Here is a 16,562-nt window from a genome sequence, read left to right as displayed (position 1 = left end):
CCGATGAGTTTCGTGCGTTCGATCCGTCTCTACTTAGAGACCGCCGACGCCGACGTAAGGGATCCCGCATGCCCAGCAAGATGATCTTCATCAACCTTCCCGTCGCGGACCTGGGCCGGTCCAGAAACTTCTACGAGGCCATCGGCTGGAAGGTGAATCAGGACTTCACCGATGAGAATGCCGCGTGCATCGTCATCGACGACAACATCTGCGCCATGCTGCTGACCAAGGAGTTCTATTCGAACTTCAGCAAGCGCCCGATCGCCGACACGATCGCGACCAGCGGCGGCGCATACGCGCTATCCCTGGCCAGCGCACAAGAGGTCGACGCACTCACCAATGCCGCCCTGGCCGCAGGTGCCACCGAGGAAATCCACGAGGACCGCCGCGCCCAGGAGGCCCAGGTCGGCATGTTCGGCCGCACTTTTATCGATCCGGATGGCCACCAGTGGGAGCCCTTCTGGATGGACTACTCCGGCAACTGATCCCTGCCGGCGCCGGTCGAATGGTGGCCCCAGCGACCCTCGTCATTGAATCGGGCGCCGCCCGCGGGTACCACCAGTCGACTCGTCTCCGCGCGAAAGTAGTTCAGCTGCCGGTGAAGGTGGGCTTGCGCTTTTCGGCGAAGGCCTTGGGGCCCTCTTTGGCATCGGCTGAGCGGAAGACCGACATGCCGAGTTCGGCCTCGATCTGGAAGGCGTCCTCTTCCGGCATGGCCTCGGTCTCCCGAATGGTGCGCAGAATCGCCTGCACCGCGAGGGGGCCGTTCGCTGCGATCTGTGCGGCGAGTTCCAGTGCCTTGTCCAATGCGGTGCCGTCCGGGACCACATGCCCGATCAGCCCGATCTCCTTGGCCTCGGCGGCGGTGATGTGCCTGCCGGTCAGCAGAATGTCGGCGGCGACGGTGTAGGGAATCTGACGGACCAGCCGAACGGCCGAGCCGCCGAGTGGGAACAGACCCCAACGCGCTTCGGATACACCGAATTTCGCGCCTTCGGCGGCCACTCGGATATCGGTGCCCTGCAGGATTTCGGTGCCACCGGCGATGGCCGGGCCTTCCACCGCCGCGATCAGCGGTTTGGTGAGCCGGCGGCCCTTGAGCAGCGCCTCCAATTTGGTCGGATCGAAGCTGCCCGCGTTATCGCCGGGGTGCTGTGCGGTCATCGCCTTGAGGTCCATGCCCGCACAGAACGCACCACCCGCACCGGTCAGGATCGCGACGCGGATATCGGGATCGGTGTCCACCTGGTCCCAGGCGTCGCGCATGATCGCCATCATTTCGGCTGAAAGGGCATTGCGCGCCTCGGGCCGATTCATGGTGACGATGAGGACGTGATCGCGCTTCTCGACGAGGCAATCCGGCATTGCTGATTCTCCTGACTTTCCAGGGGACGGCGGGTCGGCGGAGCCGACCGGGGTAAGTAAATTCGGCCTTGTCAGAAACAGTAACACGTTCTATTTTTAGCTCTGTGAGCTACAACATAGCGGACCTAGTCGAACACGCCATCGATCTGATGCCCGACCGCGTAGCGCTGGCCGACGACGGCCGCGAGGTGACTTACGCGCAGCTGGAGGAGCGGGCCAACAAACTCGCGAACTACCTGCTGCAACAGGGTGTCCAACCGGGCGACAAGGTGGGCATCTATTCGCGTAATACGATCGAGGCCGTCGAGGCCATGGTCGCGGTCTTCAAGGCCCGCGCCGTGATGATCAACGTGAACTTCCGATACGTCGAGAACGAGTTGCAGTACATTTTCGACAATTCGGATATGGTCGCGCTGATCCACGAGCGCCGCTACAGCGACCGGGTGGCCGGGGTTCGCCCGAATACGCCGCTGCTGAAGACGGTCATCGTCGTGGACGACGATACGACCGGCACCATTGCGACCGCAGCCGATTCGGTGGAATACGAGGCGGTGCTGACCGAGTCCTCCGGTGAGCGCGACTTCGGTGAGCGCTCGGCCGATGACATTTTCATGCTCTACACCGGCGGTACCACCGGCCTGCCCAAGGGCGTGATGTGGCGGCACGAGGACTGGTGGCGCGTACTCGGCGGCGGCATCAACTTCCTCACCGGCGAATACGTCGAGGACGAATGGCATCAGGCCAAAACCGGTGCGGGCAATCCGCAGATGGTCAGGTTCCCGATTCCGCCGATGATCCACGGCGGCTCACAGACCGCGACCTTCCACAGCCTGTTCGACGGCGGTAAGGCCGTGATGATTCCGGAGTTCACCGGGCACGGCGTGTGGCAGCACATCGACCGGCACAAGATCAACCTCATCTTCATCACCGGCGACGCCATGGCCCGGCCGATGATGGATGCGCTGGCCGAGGGCAATCCGGAAACCGGTGAGCCGTACGACCTTTCGAGCCTGTACCTGATCGCCAGCAGTGCGGCGCTGTTCTCGCCGACGCTCAAAGACCAGTTCCTGGAACGGCTGCCGAACCGGATGATCACCGATTCCATCGGTTCATCCGAGACCGGCTTCGGCGGTCTCGCCGTTGTCGCCAAGGGTGCCAACCACACCGGTGGTCCGCGGGTGAAGATCGATGCCGCCACCCAGGTGCTCGACGAGCAGGGCAATCCGGTGGAACCGGGCTCCGGGCAGGTCGGATTCCTCGCGCGCAGCGGCCACATTCCGGTCGGCTACTACAAGGACGAGGCCAAGACCAAGGCAACGTTCAAGGAGTTCAACGGAATTCGCTACTCCATCCCCGGCGACTACGCCCGGGTCGAGGAGGACGGCACTGTCACCATGCTCGGCCGCGGTTCGGTGAGCATCAATAGCGGCGGCGAGAAGATCTACCCCGAGGAGGTCGAGGGCGCGCTCAAGATCCACCCGGAGATCTTCGACGCGCTGGTGGTCGGCGTTCCGGACGAGCGGTGGGGGCAGCGCGTGGCGGCGGTCGTGCAGTGTCGTGGTGACAAGCGTCCCACCCTCGACGAACTGCGTCCGGTGCTCACCCAGGAGATCGCGCCCTACAAGCTGCCGCGCAGCGTGTGGTTCGTCGATCAGATCAAGCGCAATCCGGCGGGCAAGCCCGATTACCGTTGGGCCAAGTCGCAAACCGAAGAGCGCCCGGCCGACGAGCACATCGAGGCGAGCAGCAAGTAAAACGGTAGTACGACCGATAACGGCAAAGGGCTGCCGCGATATTGCGGCAACCCTTGCCTTTTGCGGCTTCGGCGCGTGGGAACGTCCGCGATAGGAGATCGAATTGACAACGCCCTATGCGTTTTTCGCGGCATCGGAAGGCGGCTTCGAGCCATTGCCGTTCGCGGCCAGCAGTTGGTCCCCGAATATGGTCAACGGGCCAGCGATCTGCGGCCTGCTGGCCAGGGCGTTGGAAAGGCAGCACTGTGCTGCGGGATTCACACCGGCCCGGCTGACCGTCGACCTGTTCCGCCCTACCTTGACCAAGCCGGTGACCGTGGTGACCGAGCTGGTACGGGACGGTCGCCGCATCCGGGTCGCCGATGCCGCACTGATACAGGACGGCGTGGATGTGGCCCGCGCCAGCGCGGTCTTCCTGAAGCGGTCGCAGCAGCCGCCGGGCGAACTATGGACGCGTACGGAATCCCCGCAGCCGCCGCCGGTTCCGATCGCGGACGGGCCGACCGCGCCGATGTGGAACAGCGACGGTACGGCCGATGGCTGGTCGTCGCGGATCGGTGAGCATCAGAACAACGGGCGCAAACGCATGTGGCAGGCGCCGCTTTCGGTGGTCGAGGGGGAGCCGCCGTCGGCCTTCGCCGCCGCCGCGATGATCGGTGAGTCGACGAGCCTCATGACCAACTGGGGGACCGCCGGCATCGGTTTCATCAATGCCGATCTGACGCTTGCGCTGTCCCGGCCCGTCATCGGCTTGGAGATCGGCGTGCAGGCCGACAGCCATATCAGCGCGGACGGAATAGCCGTCGGCAGTGCGACATTGTTCGATCGAACCGGATCCTTCGGCACATGTGTGGTTACGGCATTGGCCAACGCCGACCGTCAAGTCGACTTCGCCAACGGCGATCCGCGCCAAAGGGTCTACATTCAGTAGCCCGGATCTCCGCCGCCGCGCACGGATTGGTTCGCCGCGCACCGATTGGCTGGGCAACCGATGCGTGTCAGACAAATCCGTGCGTGGCGGCGAGCGTGAGTAACGGCGCATCCGTGCGCGACAGCGGCGGGTCAGCGGTTGGCGAGCTCGGCCAGGCGGAAGGCCAGCTTGGTGCGGACGGCGGGGATGCGGGTTGCCGCCGTCATCAGGGCGTTGCGCAGGAGTCGGGCGGGGCGTGGTCGCAGGGTCGCCATCTTGGTCATCCGGTCGGTGAAGGCGACGACACCGAGAGCGACTGGGCGGCGGGTGGTCTCGTAGGTGTCGAGCAGGGTGTCGGTCTCGCCGTTGATCACCCGGGCCAGCAGCGGACCGAGGAAGGCCGCGTCTTGGATGCCGGTGTTCATACCCTGTCCGCCCGCGGGGCTGTGCACATGTGCCGCATCACCGGCCAGCAGCAGACGCCCCGCGCGGTAGTGGTCCGCGACGCGGTGGTGCACCCGGAAACGTGAGCTCCACAGCACTTCACTGACTTTCACGCTGCCGCCGGGGCCACGGGTGGCCAGGATGGTCTGAACATCCTCGATGGTCGGGTGTTCGGGGGCCTCGGCGACGGTCGCCACGACCCGGTACCGATTCGGATCGGTGTCGTCGGGCAGCGGCGCGACCACCGTCACGCCCTCCGGTGAAAGATGCAGTGCCACTTCGTCACGCGCGATCGGCCAGTCCATGCGGACATCGGCGAGTACGAAGGATTCCGGGTAGGTGTCGCCGGTGAAGCCGATGCCCGCCTGTTCCCGAACGACGCTGTGCATACCGTCCGCGCCGACCACGTAGTCCGCGCGGATCGTGTCGGTCGCGCCGGCGCCGTCGACGTATTCGACTGTGACGCCGTCATTTTCAGCGATAATCTTGGTGATCCGGTAGGGGCGGTGCACATCGCCGCCCGCCTTGCGCAACCGTGCGAGCAGCACGGCCTCGGTGGTGTCCTGCGGAACCATCAGCGTGTACGGGTACTCGGTGGGCAGTCCGCCGAACGGCACTGTGGCCAGGGTGCGGTTGCCGTCCAGCACCCGGAAGGTCGGCACCACGATGCCGCGGTCGACGAGTTCGTCGGCAATGCCCAGTTCCTGCAGTACCTCCAGGGTCCTGGCGTGTACGACCGCGGCGCGTGAGGTGTTCGCGCCCTCGGTGAGCCGGTCCAACAGTACGAAGTCGATACCGGCGTCGGCCAGCGTGATCGCGGTGGTCAGTCCGGCCGGACCGGCCCCGACGATGACGACGGAAGTGGTCTCCGGCAGCGGGGTGGTGTTCATCGGAACTCCTAGGTCAACATCTGTAGGCCAACGCTTGTTGGCATAACCGTAGCGCGCATCGATTACATAAGTCAACAGTTGTTGGCCTACACTTGTTGGCATGAACATCGAGCCAGATCAACCCCCTGCACGTCGCTCCGATGCCACCCGCGCGGCCATCCTGGCGGCCGCGCGCGCCCGCTTCGCCGCCGAGGGTTTTCGCAAGGCGACCATCCGCGCCATCGCCGCCGATGCCGCGATCGATCCGTCGATGGTGATGCGCTACTTCGGCAGTAAGGACGGACTCTTCGCAGCGGCCGTCGATGTGCGCCTGGACCTGCCGGATCTCGCCGCGGCCGATCCGGATACCCTCGGCGAGTTGCTGATTCGCCGATTCCTGGCGATCTGGGAGGACCAGGCCGATAACAAGGTGCTGGTGATTCTGCTGCGCTCATCGATTACCGATGAGGCGGTCAGCGAACGCTTTCGACAGATCTTCGCCGAACAGGTGCTGCCCGCGGTGCTGCGCTTCGGCGCTGCGGCCGATGCGCAGCGCCGCGGGGGTTTGATCGTCACCCAGTTGCTCGGGCTGGCGCTGTGCCGCTATGTGCTCGAGCTGCCGCCGGTGGTCGGCCTGACGCGCGAGCAGATCATCGCCGATATCGCTCCGACTCTGCAGCGCTATCTGATATCGACGCCGATCAGTGCTTAGATGTGCGCGCCACCGTCGACGTGAATCGTTGTGCCGGTGATGAATTCGCCGTCATCGGAGGCGGCCATCGCGACCACAGCCGCGACCATCTCGGGTGAGCCGAGCAGTGGCCCGATGGCCGGAGCCATCTTGCTCATGAGGGTCGGATCGATATCCGATGGCACATCCAGCAGGCTGTAGGTCATGGCCGTCTCGATGCCGCCGGGTGAGACGCAGACCGCGCGCAGATTCCGCTTGCTGTACTCCAGCGCCAGCACCCGCGTGAAGGCCTCCAGTCCGCCCTTGCTCGCCGCGTACGCCGCGCGATACGGCGCGGCATAGGACGCGGCATTCGAGCTGATATTGACCACAACCCCGCGCCCGGACTCCAGCAGTGCAGGCAGGGCGGTCCGGGTCACCAGGAACGACCCGGTCAGATTGGTGCCGAGGACGGTATTCCACAGCTCGGTAGTGGTTTCGTGGGTATGCGACATGCGCACGATCCCAGCGGCATTCACCAGCACATCGAGGCCGCCGATCGCGTCTATCAGGTCGGGTACCGTCTGCTCGACGGCAGCCTCGTCCGCGATATCGAGTGTCGCGACGGTGAACCGGTCGCCCAAGTCCTGATCCATTGCGAGCTGGGCGGTCTTGGCGAGCCCATCGCCGGTTCTGCTCACGCCGACCACCTCCGCTCCCTCCTCGAGCAGCCGCAAGACGATGGCCCGGCCGATGCCCGAACCCGCGCCCGTCACGAGCACTCGGCGTTGCGCGAAACGTTTCATACGCTCTGTACATCCCGCTCGGCCAACTGCGCAATCTGGGGCAGTCGGTCGAGATCGATCGGCTCCGCGACCAACTCGATGGGGAAGGGCCGATCCGCGGGCTGCGGCAGGCCGGGGCCGAGGATCAGGCCACCGCGGACGCCGATGCGATCCATTTCCTGGATCAGCGGTTCGTAGCGGGCGGGCAATAAGTTGTTGTGCAGCACGAAATCCCGGATATCGTCGGCGGTGGTCAGACTGCACTGGCGCACCGGGGAGCAGACCGGGAATTTCGGGTCGCGGAAGGTCATATCGTCGACGAAGCCGCGCATGAAATCCGCGGCATGCTGCTGCAATGGTGAATGGAACGCGCCCTTGTACGCGTCCAATACAAACATTTGGCGGGTATCCGAGGACGCCTCGATTTCGGCCAGGATCTCTTGCAGTGCAGTGAGATATCCCGAGATCACGAAGGAGCGATGGACGTCATCGATCGGGCCGGTATCCACGGCGAGGTGCACGCCGGGGCGGCGCCCACCGTAATAGTTCGCCGGATCGTCCTCGATCGGCGTGTACATCAGCCCCATCCCCTGTGCGGCAACACCTTCCGGTAGTTTCGGTACGAGTCGGCGGTGATGGAGCATGCCGAACAATTCGTGCCGCTCCACCGCTGCGGCCACACAGGTGCTGATCAGCGCACCCAGGCTCAGTCCACCGGCGGCCTCCGGTTCGAAACCGCGTGTGGCCAGATCCTCGGCGAGACCGAGTGCGAAGGCGGCCTGACGCAATGCGCCGAGACTGTGCCGATCCTCCGGTTCGCTCGCCATTTCCGCGGCCACTTCTCTGGCGCGCAGGCGGTCCACCGACAATCCGGTCACCGCGGCGGCTTCTTCGTAGGCGAGTGCGATGGACGGACACCGCTCGCAGAACTCATCGATGACCTCGGCGGTCAGACTGACCTGTCCACCGAATAGAAAAGAAACCCTCATTGCATGTCCTACCCACGCCGGGGCCGCAGCAAGGCGACACCCCATTGCGTATCTGTGAAACACGTTCGACCGGAACGGAATTGGCGGCGCCGCCGTATCGAATACACCAAGCCGACCGCCCTGTGGGCAAGAGTTTCGCCGGACCAGGCGCTGGCCACCCCCTGGCCAGTAGTACCCCGGGGCAGTAGTACTACTGGCCGAGTCGCCCGAGGAATCGCAACATCAGCTGGTCGATTTCACATCCATGCGTGAGATTCGGTGTGTGCGCGGCGCCCTCGATGGTGTGAAATTCCGCGGGACCACCGAGTCCCTTTGTCAGTAAATCCACGGCGTCGTGGTCGAAGGCCGGATCGAAGGCGCCGCGGACCAATAATGCGGGACAGGTGATATCGCCGATGAGATCCGAGATGTCGTCCGCATTGATCAGACAGTCGGCCGCCGCGGCGACACGTTCCCGATCACCGCTCAACCATTTGGCCAGCCACGGTTGATGATCGGTCCGATCACCGCCGATGATCAAGCCGGCCACCATCTTCGCGATCACCGTCAACGGCCCGGTCCCGATCCAGGCATCGGTGACCTGGCGATAGCCGATCCGCTGCACGTCGCTGTAGGCCTGCGCCGAACAGCCGACCAGGATCAGTCCATCCACGCGCGGCGGGCACAGCAAGGCCATGCGCAGCGCAGTGAACCCACCCTGCCCGACACCGCCGACGACCACCCGGTCGATGCCGAGGTGGTCGACTACCGACCAGGCATCGCGGGCCAGATCCCAGAAACTGTATGCGCCGTCGTCGTGTTCGGTCAGTCCGTGTCCGCGCGCATCGATCGCAATCACCCGGTATTGCGGTGCGAGCGCGGCAACCTGGTTCGCGAACATTTCGTGATCCATGAAGAAGGCGTGCCCGAGCACCACCGCGGGCCCGGATCCTCCGCTGTCGACGAAGTGCACTTTCGCGCCAGCGGAGGTTACGAAGGGCATAACCGTGCTCCTGTCAGACTGCGTCCCCCGAATGGAGCAGCCTAACAAGAACCGGTTATACCAACGGGTTTCACCACATCACGGGCAACTCCTCGACACCGCCGGTGAAGCTGCTGGTGCGCATCGGCACCTCGGCCGGGTCCACGGCCAGCCGCATGGTCGGGAAGCGCGTCACCAATTGGGTGAAGACGGTGTGCAATTCGATGCGGGCCAGCGGTGCGCCGATGCAATGCCGGGCCCCGTAGCCGAAGGTCACATGGGAGCCGTCCTTTCGGGTCACGTCGACGCGGTCGGGATCGGTGAAGACAGTCGGATCATGGTTGGCCGCGGTCAGATCCAGCAGCACGAGATCGCCCGCGCGGACCTCGTTGCCGTCGATCTCCATATCGGTGCGCGCGTAGCGGGGCATCTGGGTGGCATCTGCCGTCCGAAGGAGTTCTTCGATCGCGGTAGGCACCAGTTCGGGATCGTCGACCAGGGCCCGCCATTGATCGAGGTGTTCTAGGAGCCGTTTGGCGCCGACCCCGATCTGGACAACCGTGGTCTCATGGCCGCCGAACAACAAGCCGAGCCCGAGCGTCGCGATGCCCTGATCGGACAGATCGTCGCGGGCGCATAGATGCGACAGCACGTCATCGGCTCGGTCGCGCCGTTTGCGTTGGACCAATGCCATGAAGTACTCGAACAGTCCGGCGACACCCTGCTGCACCTTGGCGGCGTCGTGCTGTTCGCCGAGCGCCTCGGTCCAGGCGCGGAACTGATCGCGATCGGCGTAGGGCACACCGAGCAGTTCACAGATGACCAAGAGCGGCAGCGGCAGCGCCACGGCTGTGTGCAGGTCGGCGGGGGAGCCCTGCGCGGCCATCTCGTCGAGCAACCGCGTGGTGAGTTCTTCCACCCTGGGCCGCAATTCGCGCATCCGTCGCGGCGAGAAGAACGGCACTACCAACTCGCGCAGTCGCGCCTGATCGGCGGGTTCGGTCTCGAAGTTGCCCAGGGGTCCGCCGAAGAACATCGAATCCGAGGCGCGCGCAGCGGTTTCCGGTGTGGGATGGGCACGACCGAGGCGCGGATCGGCGAATAATGTCCGAACCTGCGCGTAGCTGGTGGCCAACCAGCCTTCATGGCCTAGTGCGGTTCGCGTCCGCCGGATGGTGTCGCCCGTGACGGGGCAGCCTATGTCCACGGTCACTCCTTACGTATTTCTCGAACCAGAGTCATTCGGGCAGGCGCACCCGCAGCAGATTGCCGCTCGCGGTGCCGACCAGGAATTCCCTTTCGCCGCCATGCGATATGACGATCGAGGTCATCGGCTCACCCGTCAGCACGGTGCACGTCGAGTGATCCGCCGGGTCGATGCGCACGAGTCGGCCCGAGGTGGTGGCGTCGTAGAGCAGGCCGTCCGGGCCGACGGCGAGATCGTCGGGTAGCGGTGGTGCGCCGGGGCCAGCGGCTAGATCCGCGATTGCGGTGACGCTCGATGGATCGTCGAGTGGGATGCGCAGGATGCGGCCGGTCGGGCTGAGGTACAGCGTGACGTAGAGCGCTTCGCCGTGGACAACGATACCGTCGGCTCCGAAATGCCTTGCTTGATTGGACCATTCGGCGTCGACGCGGCCGTCGGGTCGGATCCGGACAACGCCGGTCGAGGTGTCGGCGACGAAAAGGTTTCCCGCGGTATCGAATGCGGCGCCATTGGCCATACCCAGACCGGAGGCGAAAATCTCGGCCTGCGGCGTCTCGGCTGTGGGATCAATGCGGACAACGCCGCCACCGATTGAGCCGGGCACCAGATTGGTCGGGAAGTTCCCGTACGTCACGTAGATCAGTTGGTCCGGGCCGAGTTTCACCGCACCGGGATACGCGACCGCGACCCTGGCGGTAACGCGGCCGGACGGGTCGTAGCGAACCACTTCGTTGCGTCGCACCCGCGAGACCCACAGGTCACCGTGCGCGTCATAGGCCAAACCTTCGGCCCAGTCCTCATCCCGAACAACGGCGGCCGCCGCAATCGTCGCGGTGGCTGTTTCGCACGAAATCGGTTCGGCCACAGCAGAAGTCGGTGCCGACACGCCGAAGAAGACGCTGGTGATCGCGATGCAGATCCGGGCTGCGGTCACCATGCGACAGGCAATGCAGTCAGGCCCTTGGTGACCACATTCTCGCGCACCGGCAGGGTGTCGGGATCGACCGTCAGATGCAGTGTCGGGAAGCGGGATATCAGCTGACCGAAAGCGACCTGCAGTTCGATGCGAGCCAGCGGCGCACCGGTGCAGTAGTGCAGGCCATAGCCGAACGCCAGATGCTGCCCTTCTGCGCGGGTCACGTCGAGTTGGCGCGCGTTGGTGAAGATCTCCGGATCGTGGTTGGCCGAATCCACGTCCAGCAGCACCAGATCACCCGTCCGAACGGTGACGCCGTCGATCTGCATATCGGTGCGCGCATACCGGGCGAAGGCGGTGGAATCGTGTACGCGCAGCAGCTCCTCGATCGCGGCCGGGACCAGCTCCGGCTGGTCGACCAGCTTCTGCCACTGCGCCGGATTCCGCAGCAATTGCACAGTGCACAGGCCGATCTCGACGACCGTTGTTTCGTGCCCGGCCAACAGCAACCCCATGGCCAGCGTCGCGATGGCATCGTCGGCCAGGTCCGGCACCTCGCACAGCTTGGCGATCACGCCCTCGCCCGGTTCCCGGCGCAGCCGTTCGACCAGCGACTTGCAGTACAGGAACCATTCGGCCCCGGCCTGCCCCGACTTCGCGCCATCGCTGGTGTCGAACAGCGCCTCGCTCCAGATCCTGAACTGCGCGCGATCCTCGTAGGGGACGCCGAGCAGTTCGCTGATGACCAGCAGTGGCAGCGGTTCCGCGAAGTCCCGATGCAGGTCGGCGGGGGAGCCCTTTTCGGCCATGTCGTCGAGCAGTTGGGTGGTGAACGCGGCCACCCGCGGCGTGAGTTCGCGCATTCTCTTGGCCGAGAACAGCGGATTGAGCAGCCCGCGCATGCGCGCGTTATCGGCGGGTTCGGTTTCGAAGTTCCCGAACGGGCGGCCGAAGAACACCGACTCCGACGAGCGTGCCGCGGTCTCCGGTGTGGGATGGGAGCGGCCGAGACGCACATCGGTGAATAGCTCCTTCACCCTGTGATAGCCGCTGACCTTCCAGGCTTCGTCGCCCGTCGCGGTGCGGACGCGGCTGATCGAGCTGGGTGTGGCGCCGGTTCCGGTGAAGGGGCATGCGAGTTCCGATGAGTCGGTGGTCATGGCTCACTCCTTGCTAACAATCTCTTGTACAAGCAAGCTTAAACATAATTGCTTGTACTATTCCACTTGAACAAGGAGGTGATGTCGTGCCCGAAAGCCCAACGCCCGCCGAGACTTCGGCGCAACCCGTCCGGCGCATGCCGCGTGCCCAGCGGCGCGAGCAGATCCTCGCCGCCGCCACCCGCGCGGTGGCCCGCAACGGATTCAGCGGCACGGGCCTGCCCGATATCGCCGCCGAGGCGGGCATTACACACGTGATCCTCTACCGGCACTTCGCCTCGAAGGCCGATCTGTACCGGGCCGTGCTGGAACGGGCCTACACCAGGCTCGGTGCCGCCGTCGGCACCGAAAAACTGGACGGCACCAGCATTTCCACGTTGCTGCGGGCGGCCGCCGCGGATCCGGACGCCTTCCGGCTGCTGTTCCGCCACGCGGTCCGCGAACCCGAATTCCGCGACGTCATCGATATGGTCCGCAGCTATTCGACAATGATCGCGCAGCGGTATCTCACCGATGCCGTGCCGTCGGGGCCGTGGCAGGACTGGGCCGCGCAGGTTATCCCCACCTTCATTCTGGATGCGGTGATCGCCTGGCTCGATGCCGGACAGCCGGATCTCGACGATGCCGCCGAACGGATCAATCGCGCCGCTCGTGCGCTGATCGAGGTAGCCGGCGGCGAATTGATCCAGAAGGATTGAGCGGCAAGGCATAACGTCATCCATGGGCGGCGACCCGAAGGAGGAACATGGATGAACTACAGGTGCCGACGCTCGCCGAATTCGTGCGGATGCGGCGGCAGCGACCGACCGCGGCGCATCCGGGCGGTCTGAGCCGACAACAGCTCGCCGAAGCGATCCACTCCAGCGTCGGCTATCTCGCCAAGATCGAACAGGGCGGTGCGTTCAATCCGAGCCCATCGATTCTCGATACGCTCGCCGATGCCTTCGCACTGGAGCCGGACGAGCGCATCCATCTGTATCACCTTGCGCAACAGCGATTCAGCGGCGCTGCGCCGCAGCCGGGTCCGGTGCGCCCGCCCGTGCGCAAGACACTCGACGCATTGACCCCGCATCTCGCAGCGGCGCTGGACGACGGCTGGCGCGTCATCGACTGCAACGATGCCTTCGACGAGGCCTTCCCCGGTCTGCGCCCGAACGGACACGCGCTGCGCTGGATGTTCACCGACCCGCGTGCACGTCTGGTGATCGAGGAATGGGAGCGGGAGGCAGATCTGATGGTCGGGCGCCTGCGCGCCTACGCGGGACGTGCCGGTGCGCGGGCCGATGTCCAGCTGCTACTACGCGAGCTGGCCGCACAGTCCGATTTTCACCGCCTGTGGAATACCGGCCGGGTATACATCGGCCGCCGCGACCCGACCATTCGGCTCCGAAATCGCAAGACGGGCAAGCCGTTCGAAATCCACGTCCAGCGATTCCGCAGTACGCTGCCCGAGCCGACCCGACAACTTTTCGTCGGGTTGCTCGAGGGCAATGAGGTCGGATAGCCGCAAAGCATCACCTCCGCAACGGCCCGCCGACGCAGTCGACCACAGCTCGCGGGCTGTCCGCGGTTCCGCGCAGGCGCCGGGCGAGGCGTTGCCCACGAGTCGGGGCGCCTTGGGTGCGCACGATCCGAAGGGGGCTGCGTCGCTCAGCAATCGGCCCGCCGGTGGCAGGGCCGGCGGGCCGATTCGGGGGTGCGGATACCGGCCCTTTCGAGCGACCAGCAAGCTGTCGCCGGCGCTCGGTCAGGCAGGAGTTTCCGCGAGCAGAGAGCCGATGGCGCGCAGGTGGTCGCTCGCCCCACCCAGTGCGAATTCATTGTGCTTGGCCGCGGTGAAGTAGTTGTGCGCGATGTGGTCGCGGTCGATGCCGACGCCGCCGTGCACGTGAACCACGGTGTGCGCCACGCGATGTCCGGCATCGGCGGCCCAGAACTTGGCGGTGTGTACGGCTTCCGCGCTGGCCAGATCCTCGGAAACTCGCCAAGCCGCTTGGGTGACCGCCAGCCGCAGGCCTTGGACGTCGATGTAGGCGTCGGCGAGACGCTGCGCGACGGCCTGGAAGCTGCCGATCGCCTTACCGAATTGTTCACGCTCGCGGGCATATTCGGCGACCAGTTCGAGCGCGCGTTCCAGGGTGCCCAATTGCTGCGCGCTCAGACCGAGCCAGGCGCGGGTCAGGATCCAGTCCAGGATTTCCGCGCCGGAGTCCGCCGTCGCAACCAATTCGGCTGGGGTGTCATGGAATTCGACGCCGAACTCGGCGCTGAAGTCGACCACACGCTGGGCGGTCACATTCACCGTCGTATCGGCGGGATCCACCAGGAACAGCGCGGGTGTACCGGAAACTGTGGCGGGGACCAGGATTCGGGCCGCACGATCGGCATAGGGCACCGTGGTCTTCGCGCCGGTCAGTCGCCAGCCGCCATCGACCTCATGGGCCACGGTGGTCGGTTTGGTGGGCTCCCAGTTGTGCTCCTCGGCGAGCCCGACGGTCAGGATAATGCTGCCGGCACCAGCCTGACGCGCCCAATCCTGTTGGGCGACCGAGCCGAAACGTGCGAGTGCACCCGCACCCACCACGATCGACCACAGATACGGCACTGCGGCGACATGCTTGCCCAGTTCACGCAGCACGGCGCTCTGCTCGAGCGCGCCGAAATCGCCGCCGCCCACCGCTTCCGGCAGTGCGGCGGCCAATATGCCGGTCTCGGCGAGCGACTGCCACAGCGGCTCGTCGAAGCGGCCCTCGGCATCGAGTTCGCGGATCCGGTCCGCGGTGACCAACTTGGCGCAGACCTCGGCGGTCAGGCGGGTCAGATCGAGCTGAGCTTCGGTGGGTGTGAAATCCATGGTGTCTACCTGCTTTCTGCGGTGCGAGCGACGGGCCCGGAGGCGGTAGCTTGCGTGACCATGTCGGGCCCCGGGAGCACCGCGATTGAACAGCTCAGCGCGCTGCGGCGGGTTGCTTGAGTGCGGTCATAGCGATGATGTCGCGCTGGACCTCGTTGGTGCCGCCACCGAAGGTGAGGATCAGCGCGGCGCGGTGGAACCGCTCCAACCGTCCGCGCAGCTCGGCACCGGGCGAATCCTGACGCAGATAGGCCTGCGGGCCGAGGATTTCCATCAGCAGTCGGTAGGCCTCGGTGGACAGTTCGGTGCCGTAGACCTTGCAGGTCGAGGCATCCCACGGCCGCGGTGCGGCATCCCCGCCCGCATCGGCGCGACTGGCGATCTCCCAGTTCAGCAGCTTCAGGTATTCGACCTTGGCCTGCACCCTGGCCAGATTGAGCCGCACCCATTCCTGATCGATGACCCGGGAACCGTCGCCCGCCTTGGTGTTGCGCGCCCATTCGGTGGTCTGGTTCAGCGCCACCATGAGCGGTCCGGCCGAGGTCAGCGCGACGCGTTCGTGGTTGAGCTGGTTGGTGATCAGCGCCCAGCCGCCGTTCTCCTGCCCGACCAGTGAACTCGTCGGTACTCGGACGTCCTGGTAGTAGGTGGCGCTGGTATCCGGTCCGGCCATGGTGTGCACCGGGGTCCAGGAGAAGCCCTCGGCGGTGGTCGGCACGATGAGCATGCTGATGCCCTTGTGCTTCTTGGCGGTCGGGTCGGTGCGAACCGCGAGCCAGACATAGTCGGCGTACGCGATCAGACTGGTCCACATCTTCTGCCCGTTGATCACATAGTCGTCGCCGTCGCGCACGGCGGTGGTGCGCAGGCTGGCCAGGTCGGTGCCGGCGCCCGGTTCCGAATAGCCGATGGAGAAGTGCAGTTCGCCCGCGGCGATCTTGGGCAGGAAGAACTTCTTCTGCTCCTCGCTGCCGTAGTGCATGATCGTCGGCGCCACCGAGTTGATGGTGAGGAAGGGCACCGGCGCGCCCGCGATGGCCGCCTCATCGGTGAAGATCAGCTGGTCCATGGTCGGGCGGTCCTGGCCGCCGAACTCCTTGGGCCAGGCCAGGGTGAGCCAGCCGTCGCGGCCCATTTCCTGGACCACCTCGCGGTAGACGTTGCCGTGGCCGTACTCGCCGGTGGTCGCGCTCAGCGCGGCTCGGCGCTCCGGGGTGATCAGCCGCGCGAAGTAGTCGCGCAGCTCCGCGCGGAGCTCTTCCTGCTGCGGCGTGTACGCAATGCGCATGGCGATACCTCATGCCCTCGTTCGGTGTCGGTCAACCGATCATTGCATACGGACTGAAACATGTTCCAGTATTGCTACCGAATCCGCACAATGGCGGTACCCGATATGACCTGGTGTTGTTAGGCTTCGACCAGAGTCGCGTTTAAGGAGTTTCTATGAAGGTCACGGTCGATCCGGATCAGTGTGAAGCCAACGGAATCTGTGTCGGAATCGCCCCCGACGTCTTCGAACTCGATGACGAGGACGTGTTGCACATCGTGGAAGCCGACGTACCTGCGGATCGGCTCGCCGATGTCGAGGACGCGGTGGCCCAGTGTCCGAAGGCGGCGCTGAAGTTGCAGTAGCCGGTGCTTGCCGTCAGATAGGAACACGTTCTAGAGTCGGCCCGTG

At 65.2% G+C, this 16,562-nt stretch carries 17 protein-coding genes; 7 read left to right on the top strand and 10 right to left on the bottom strand.

The features are described 5' to 3' along the window. Positions 1-68 precede the first annotated feature (68 nt). Positions 69-485, top strand: coding sequence for a VOC family protein (locus AB0J47_RS36835; protein ID WP_364357353.1), 417 nt, complete (start codon positions 69-71; stop codon positions 483-485). Between the two features lie 103 nt (positions 486-588). Here AB0J47_RS36835 and AB0J47_RS36830 read toward each other — a convergent pair whose 3' ends face one another. Next, entirely contained in the window at positions 589-1,365 is a 777-nt protein-coding gene (locus AB0J47_RS36830) for a crotonase/enoyl-CoA hydratase family protein (RefSeq protein ID WP_364357350.1), read from the bottom strand. A 104-nt stretch (positions 1,366-1,469) separates the two neighbouring features. Here AB0J47_RS36830 and AB0J47_RS36825 point away from each other — a divergent pair, with 104 nt between their 5' ends. Then, the gene (locus tag AB0J47_RS36825; protein ID WP_364357347.1) at positions 1,470-3,119 is read left to right on the top strand and encodes an acyl-CoA synthetase; all 1,650 of its coding nucleotides are present in this window, start codon (positions 1,470-1,472) and stop codon (positions 3,117-3,119) included. Between the two features lie 103 nt (positions 3,120-3,222). After that, positions 3,223-4,050, top strand: coding sequence for a thioesterase family protein (locus tag AB0J47_RS36820; RefSeq protein ID WP_364357344.1), 828 nt, complete (start codon positions 3,223-3,225; stop codon positions 4,048-4,050). A 131-nt stretch (positions 4,051-4,181) separates the two neighbouring features. Here the strand turns inward: AB0J47_RS36820 and AB0J47_RS36815 are convergent, their stop codons facing one another. Next, positions 4,182-5,363, bottom strand: a complete 1,182-nt coding sequence (locus AB0J47_RS36815; RefSeq protein ID WP_364357341.1) for an FAD-dependent monooxygenase — start codon at positions 5,361-5,363, stop codon at positions 4,182-4,184. Positions 5,364-5,463: 100 nt separating this feature from the next. Between AB0J47_RS36815 and AB0J47_RS36810 the strand changes: the two genes are divergently transcribed. Continuing rightward, entirely contained in the window at positions 5,464-6,054 is a 591-nt protein-coding gene (locus tag AB0J47_RS36810; RefSeq protein ID WP_364357338.1) for a TetR family transcriptional regulator, read from the top strand. Here the strand turns inward: AB0J47_RS36810 and AB0J47_RS36805 are convergent. From AB0J47_RS36805 to AB0J47_RS36780, 6 genes are all read right to left on the bottom strand, one after another. Next, on the bottom strand, positions 6,051-6,818 hold the full coding sequence (locus AB0J47_RS36805; protein WP_364357335.1) for an SDR family oxidoreductase: 768 nt from the start codon (positions 6,816-6,818) through the stop codon (positions 6,051-6,053). The two genes, AB0J47_RS36810 and AB0J47_RS36805, sit on opposite strands and share 4 nt — an antisense overlap. Further along, on the bottom strand, positions 6,815-7,786 hold the full coding sequence (locus AB0J47_RS36800; RefSeq protein WP_364357332.1) for a hypothetical protein: 972 nt from the start codon (positions 7,784-7,786) through the stop codon (positions 6,815-6,817). The genes AB0J47_RS36805 and AB0J47_RS36800 overlap by 4 nt, the downstream gene beginning before the upstream one ends. Before the next feature lie 190 nt (positions 7,787-7,976). After that, a complete protein-coding gene (locus tag AB0J47_RS36795) occupies positions 7,977-8,768 on the bottom strand; it encodes an alpha/beta hydrolase (RefSeq protein WP_364357329.1) in 792 nt (263 codons plus the stop codon). 70 nt (positions 8,769-8,838) lie between these two features. Then, entirely contained in the window at positions 8,839-9,954 is a 1,116-nt protein-coding gene (locus tag AB0J47_RS36790) for a cytochrome P450 (RefSeq protein ID WP_364357326.1), read from the bottom strand. Between the two features lie 31 nt (positions 9,955-9,985). Next, positions 9,986-10,891: a hypothetical protein gene (locus AB0J47_RS36785; protein WP_364357323.1), complete on the bottom strand. Its 906-nt coding sequence runs from the start codon at positions 10,889-10,891 to the stop codon at positions 9,986-9,988. Continuing rightward, positions 10,885-12,030: a cytochrome P450 gene (locus AB0J47_RS36780; protein WP_364357320.1), complete on the bottom strand. Its 1,146-nt coding sequence runs from the start codon at positions 12,028-12,030 to the stop codon at positions 10,885-10,887. The genes AB0J47_RS36785 and AB0J47_RS36780 overlap by 7 nt, the downstream gene beginning before the upstream one ends. Positions 12,031-12,116: 86 nt before the next feature. On the opposite strand from AB0J47_RS36780, the gene AB0J47_RS36775 reads away from it, so the two are divergent. Next, positions 12,117-12,728, top strand: coding sequence for a TetR/AcrR family transcriptional regulator (locus tag AB0J47_RS36775; RefSeq protein ID WP_364357317.1), 612 nt, complete (start codon positions 12,117-12,119; stop codon positions 12,726-12,728). Positions 12,729-12,775: 47 nt separating this feature from the next. Next, positions 12,776-13,534, top strand: a complete 759-nt coding sequence (locus tag AB0J47_RS36770; RefSeq protein ID WP_364357314.1) for a helix-turn-helix transcriptional regulator — start codon at positions 12,776-12,778, stop codon at positions 13,532-13,534. A 243-nt stretch (positions 13,535-13,777) separates the two neighbouring features. Here AB0J47_RS36770 and AB0J47_RS36765 read toward each other — a convergent pair whose 3' ends face one another. Then, positions 13,778-14,884 carry an acyl-CoA dehydrogenase family protein gene (locus tag AB0J47_RS36765; RefSeq protein ID WP_364357311.1) on the bottom strand — a complete coding sequence of 369 codons (1,107 nt, stop codon included), beginning with the start codon at positions 14,882-14,884 and terminating at the stop codon, positions 13,778-13,780. A 94-nt stretch (positions 14,885-14,978) separates the two neighbouring features. Further along, positions 14,979-16,172 carry an acyl-CoA dehydrogenase family protein gene (locus tag AB0J47_RS36760; protein WP_364357308.1) on the bottom strand — a complete coding sequence of 398 codons (1,194 nt, stop codon included), beginning with the start codon at positions 16,170-16,172 and terminating at the stop codon, positions 14,979-14,981. Between the two features lie 155 nt (positions 16,173-16,327). Between AB0J47_RS36760 and AB0J47_RS36755 the strand changes: the two genes are divergently transcribed. Next, positions 16,328-16,516 carry a ferredoxin gene (locus AB0J47_RS36755; protein ID WP_364357305.1) on the top strand — a complete coding sequence of 63 codons (189 nt, stop codon included), beginning with the start codon at positions 16,328-16,330 and terminating at the stop codon, positions 16,514-16,516. Positions 16,517-16,562 lie beyond the last annotated feature (46 nt).

The organism is Nocardia sp. NPDC049737 (assembly GCF_040674755.1).
Classification (GTDB): Bacteria; Actinomycetota; Actinomycetes; order Mycobacteriales; family Mycobacteriaceae; genus Nocardia.
Note: the sequence above shows the minus strand (reverse complement) of the source record. Positions and strands in the feature narration are given on the sequence as shown.

What these genes read in the sequence shown, in the direction of transcription:
- AB0J47_RS36810 (WP_364357338.1), top strand. Translation starts at nt 5,464, where the DNA reads ATGAACATCGAGCCAGATCAACCCCCTGCACGTCGCTCCGATGCCACC.
- AB0J47_RS36765 (WP_364357311.1), bottom strand. Translation starts at nt 14,884, where the DNA reads ATGGATTTCACACCCACCGAAGCTCAGCTCGATCTGACCCGCCTGACC.
- AB0J47_RS36800 (WP_364357332.1), bottom strand. Translation starts at nt 7,786, where the DNA reads ATGAGGGTTTCTTTTCTATTCGGTGGACAGGTCAGTCTGACCGCCGAG.
- AB0J47_RS36805 (WP_364357335.1), bottom strand. Translation starts at nt 6,818, where the DNA reads ATGAAACGTTTCGCGCAACGCCGAGTGCTCGTGACGGGCGCGGGTTCG.
- AB0J47_RS36780 (WP_364357320.1), bottom strand. Translation starts at nt 12,030, where the DNA reads ATGACCACCGACTCATCGGAACTCGCATGCCCCTTCACCGGAACCGGC.
- AB0J47_RS36755 (WP_364357305.1), top strand. Translation starts at nt 16,328, where the DNA reads ATGAAGGTCACGGTCGATCCGGATCAGTGTGAAGCCAACGGAATCTGT.
- AB0J47_RS36760 (WP_364357308.1), bottom strand. Translation starts at nt 16,172, where the DNA reads ATGCGCATTGCGTACACGCCGCAGCAGGAAGAGCTCCGCGCGGAGCTG.
- AB0J47_RS36795 (WP_364357329.1), bottom strand. Translation starts at nt 8,768, where the DNA reads ATGCCCTTCGTAACCTCCGCTGGCGCGAAAGTGCACTTCGTCGACAGC.
- AB0J47_RS36830 (WP_364357350.1), bottom strand. Translation starts at nt 1,365, where the DNA reads ATGCCGGATTGCCTCGTCGAGAAGCGCGATCACGTCCTCATCGTCACC.
- AB0J47_RS36785 (WP_364357323.1), bottom strand. Translation starts at nt 10,891, where the DNA reads ATGGTGACCGCAGCCCGGATCTGCATCGCGATCACCAGCGTCTTCTTC.
- AB0J47_RS36835 (WP_364357353.1), top strand. Translation starts at nt 69, where the DNA reads ATGCCCAGCAAGATGATCTTCATCAACCTTCCCGTCGCGGACCTGGGC.
- AB0J47_RS36815 (WP_364357341.1), bottom strand. Translation starts at nt 5,363, where the DNA reads ATGAACACCACCCCGCTGCCGGAGACCACTTCCGTCGTCATCGTCGGG.
- AB0J47_RS36770 (WP_364357314.1), top strand. Translation starts at nt 12,776, where the DNA reads ATGGATGAACTACAGGTGCCGACGCTCGCCGAATTCGTGCGGATGCGG.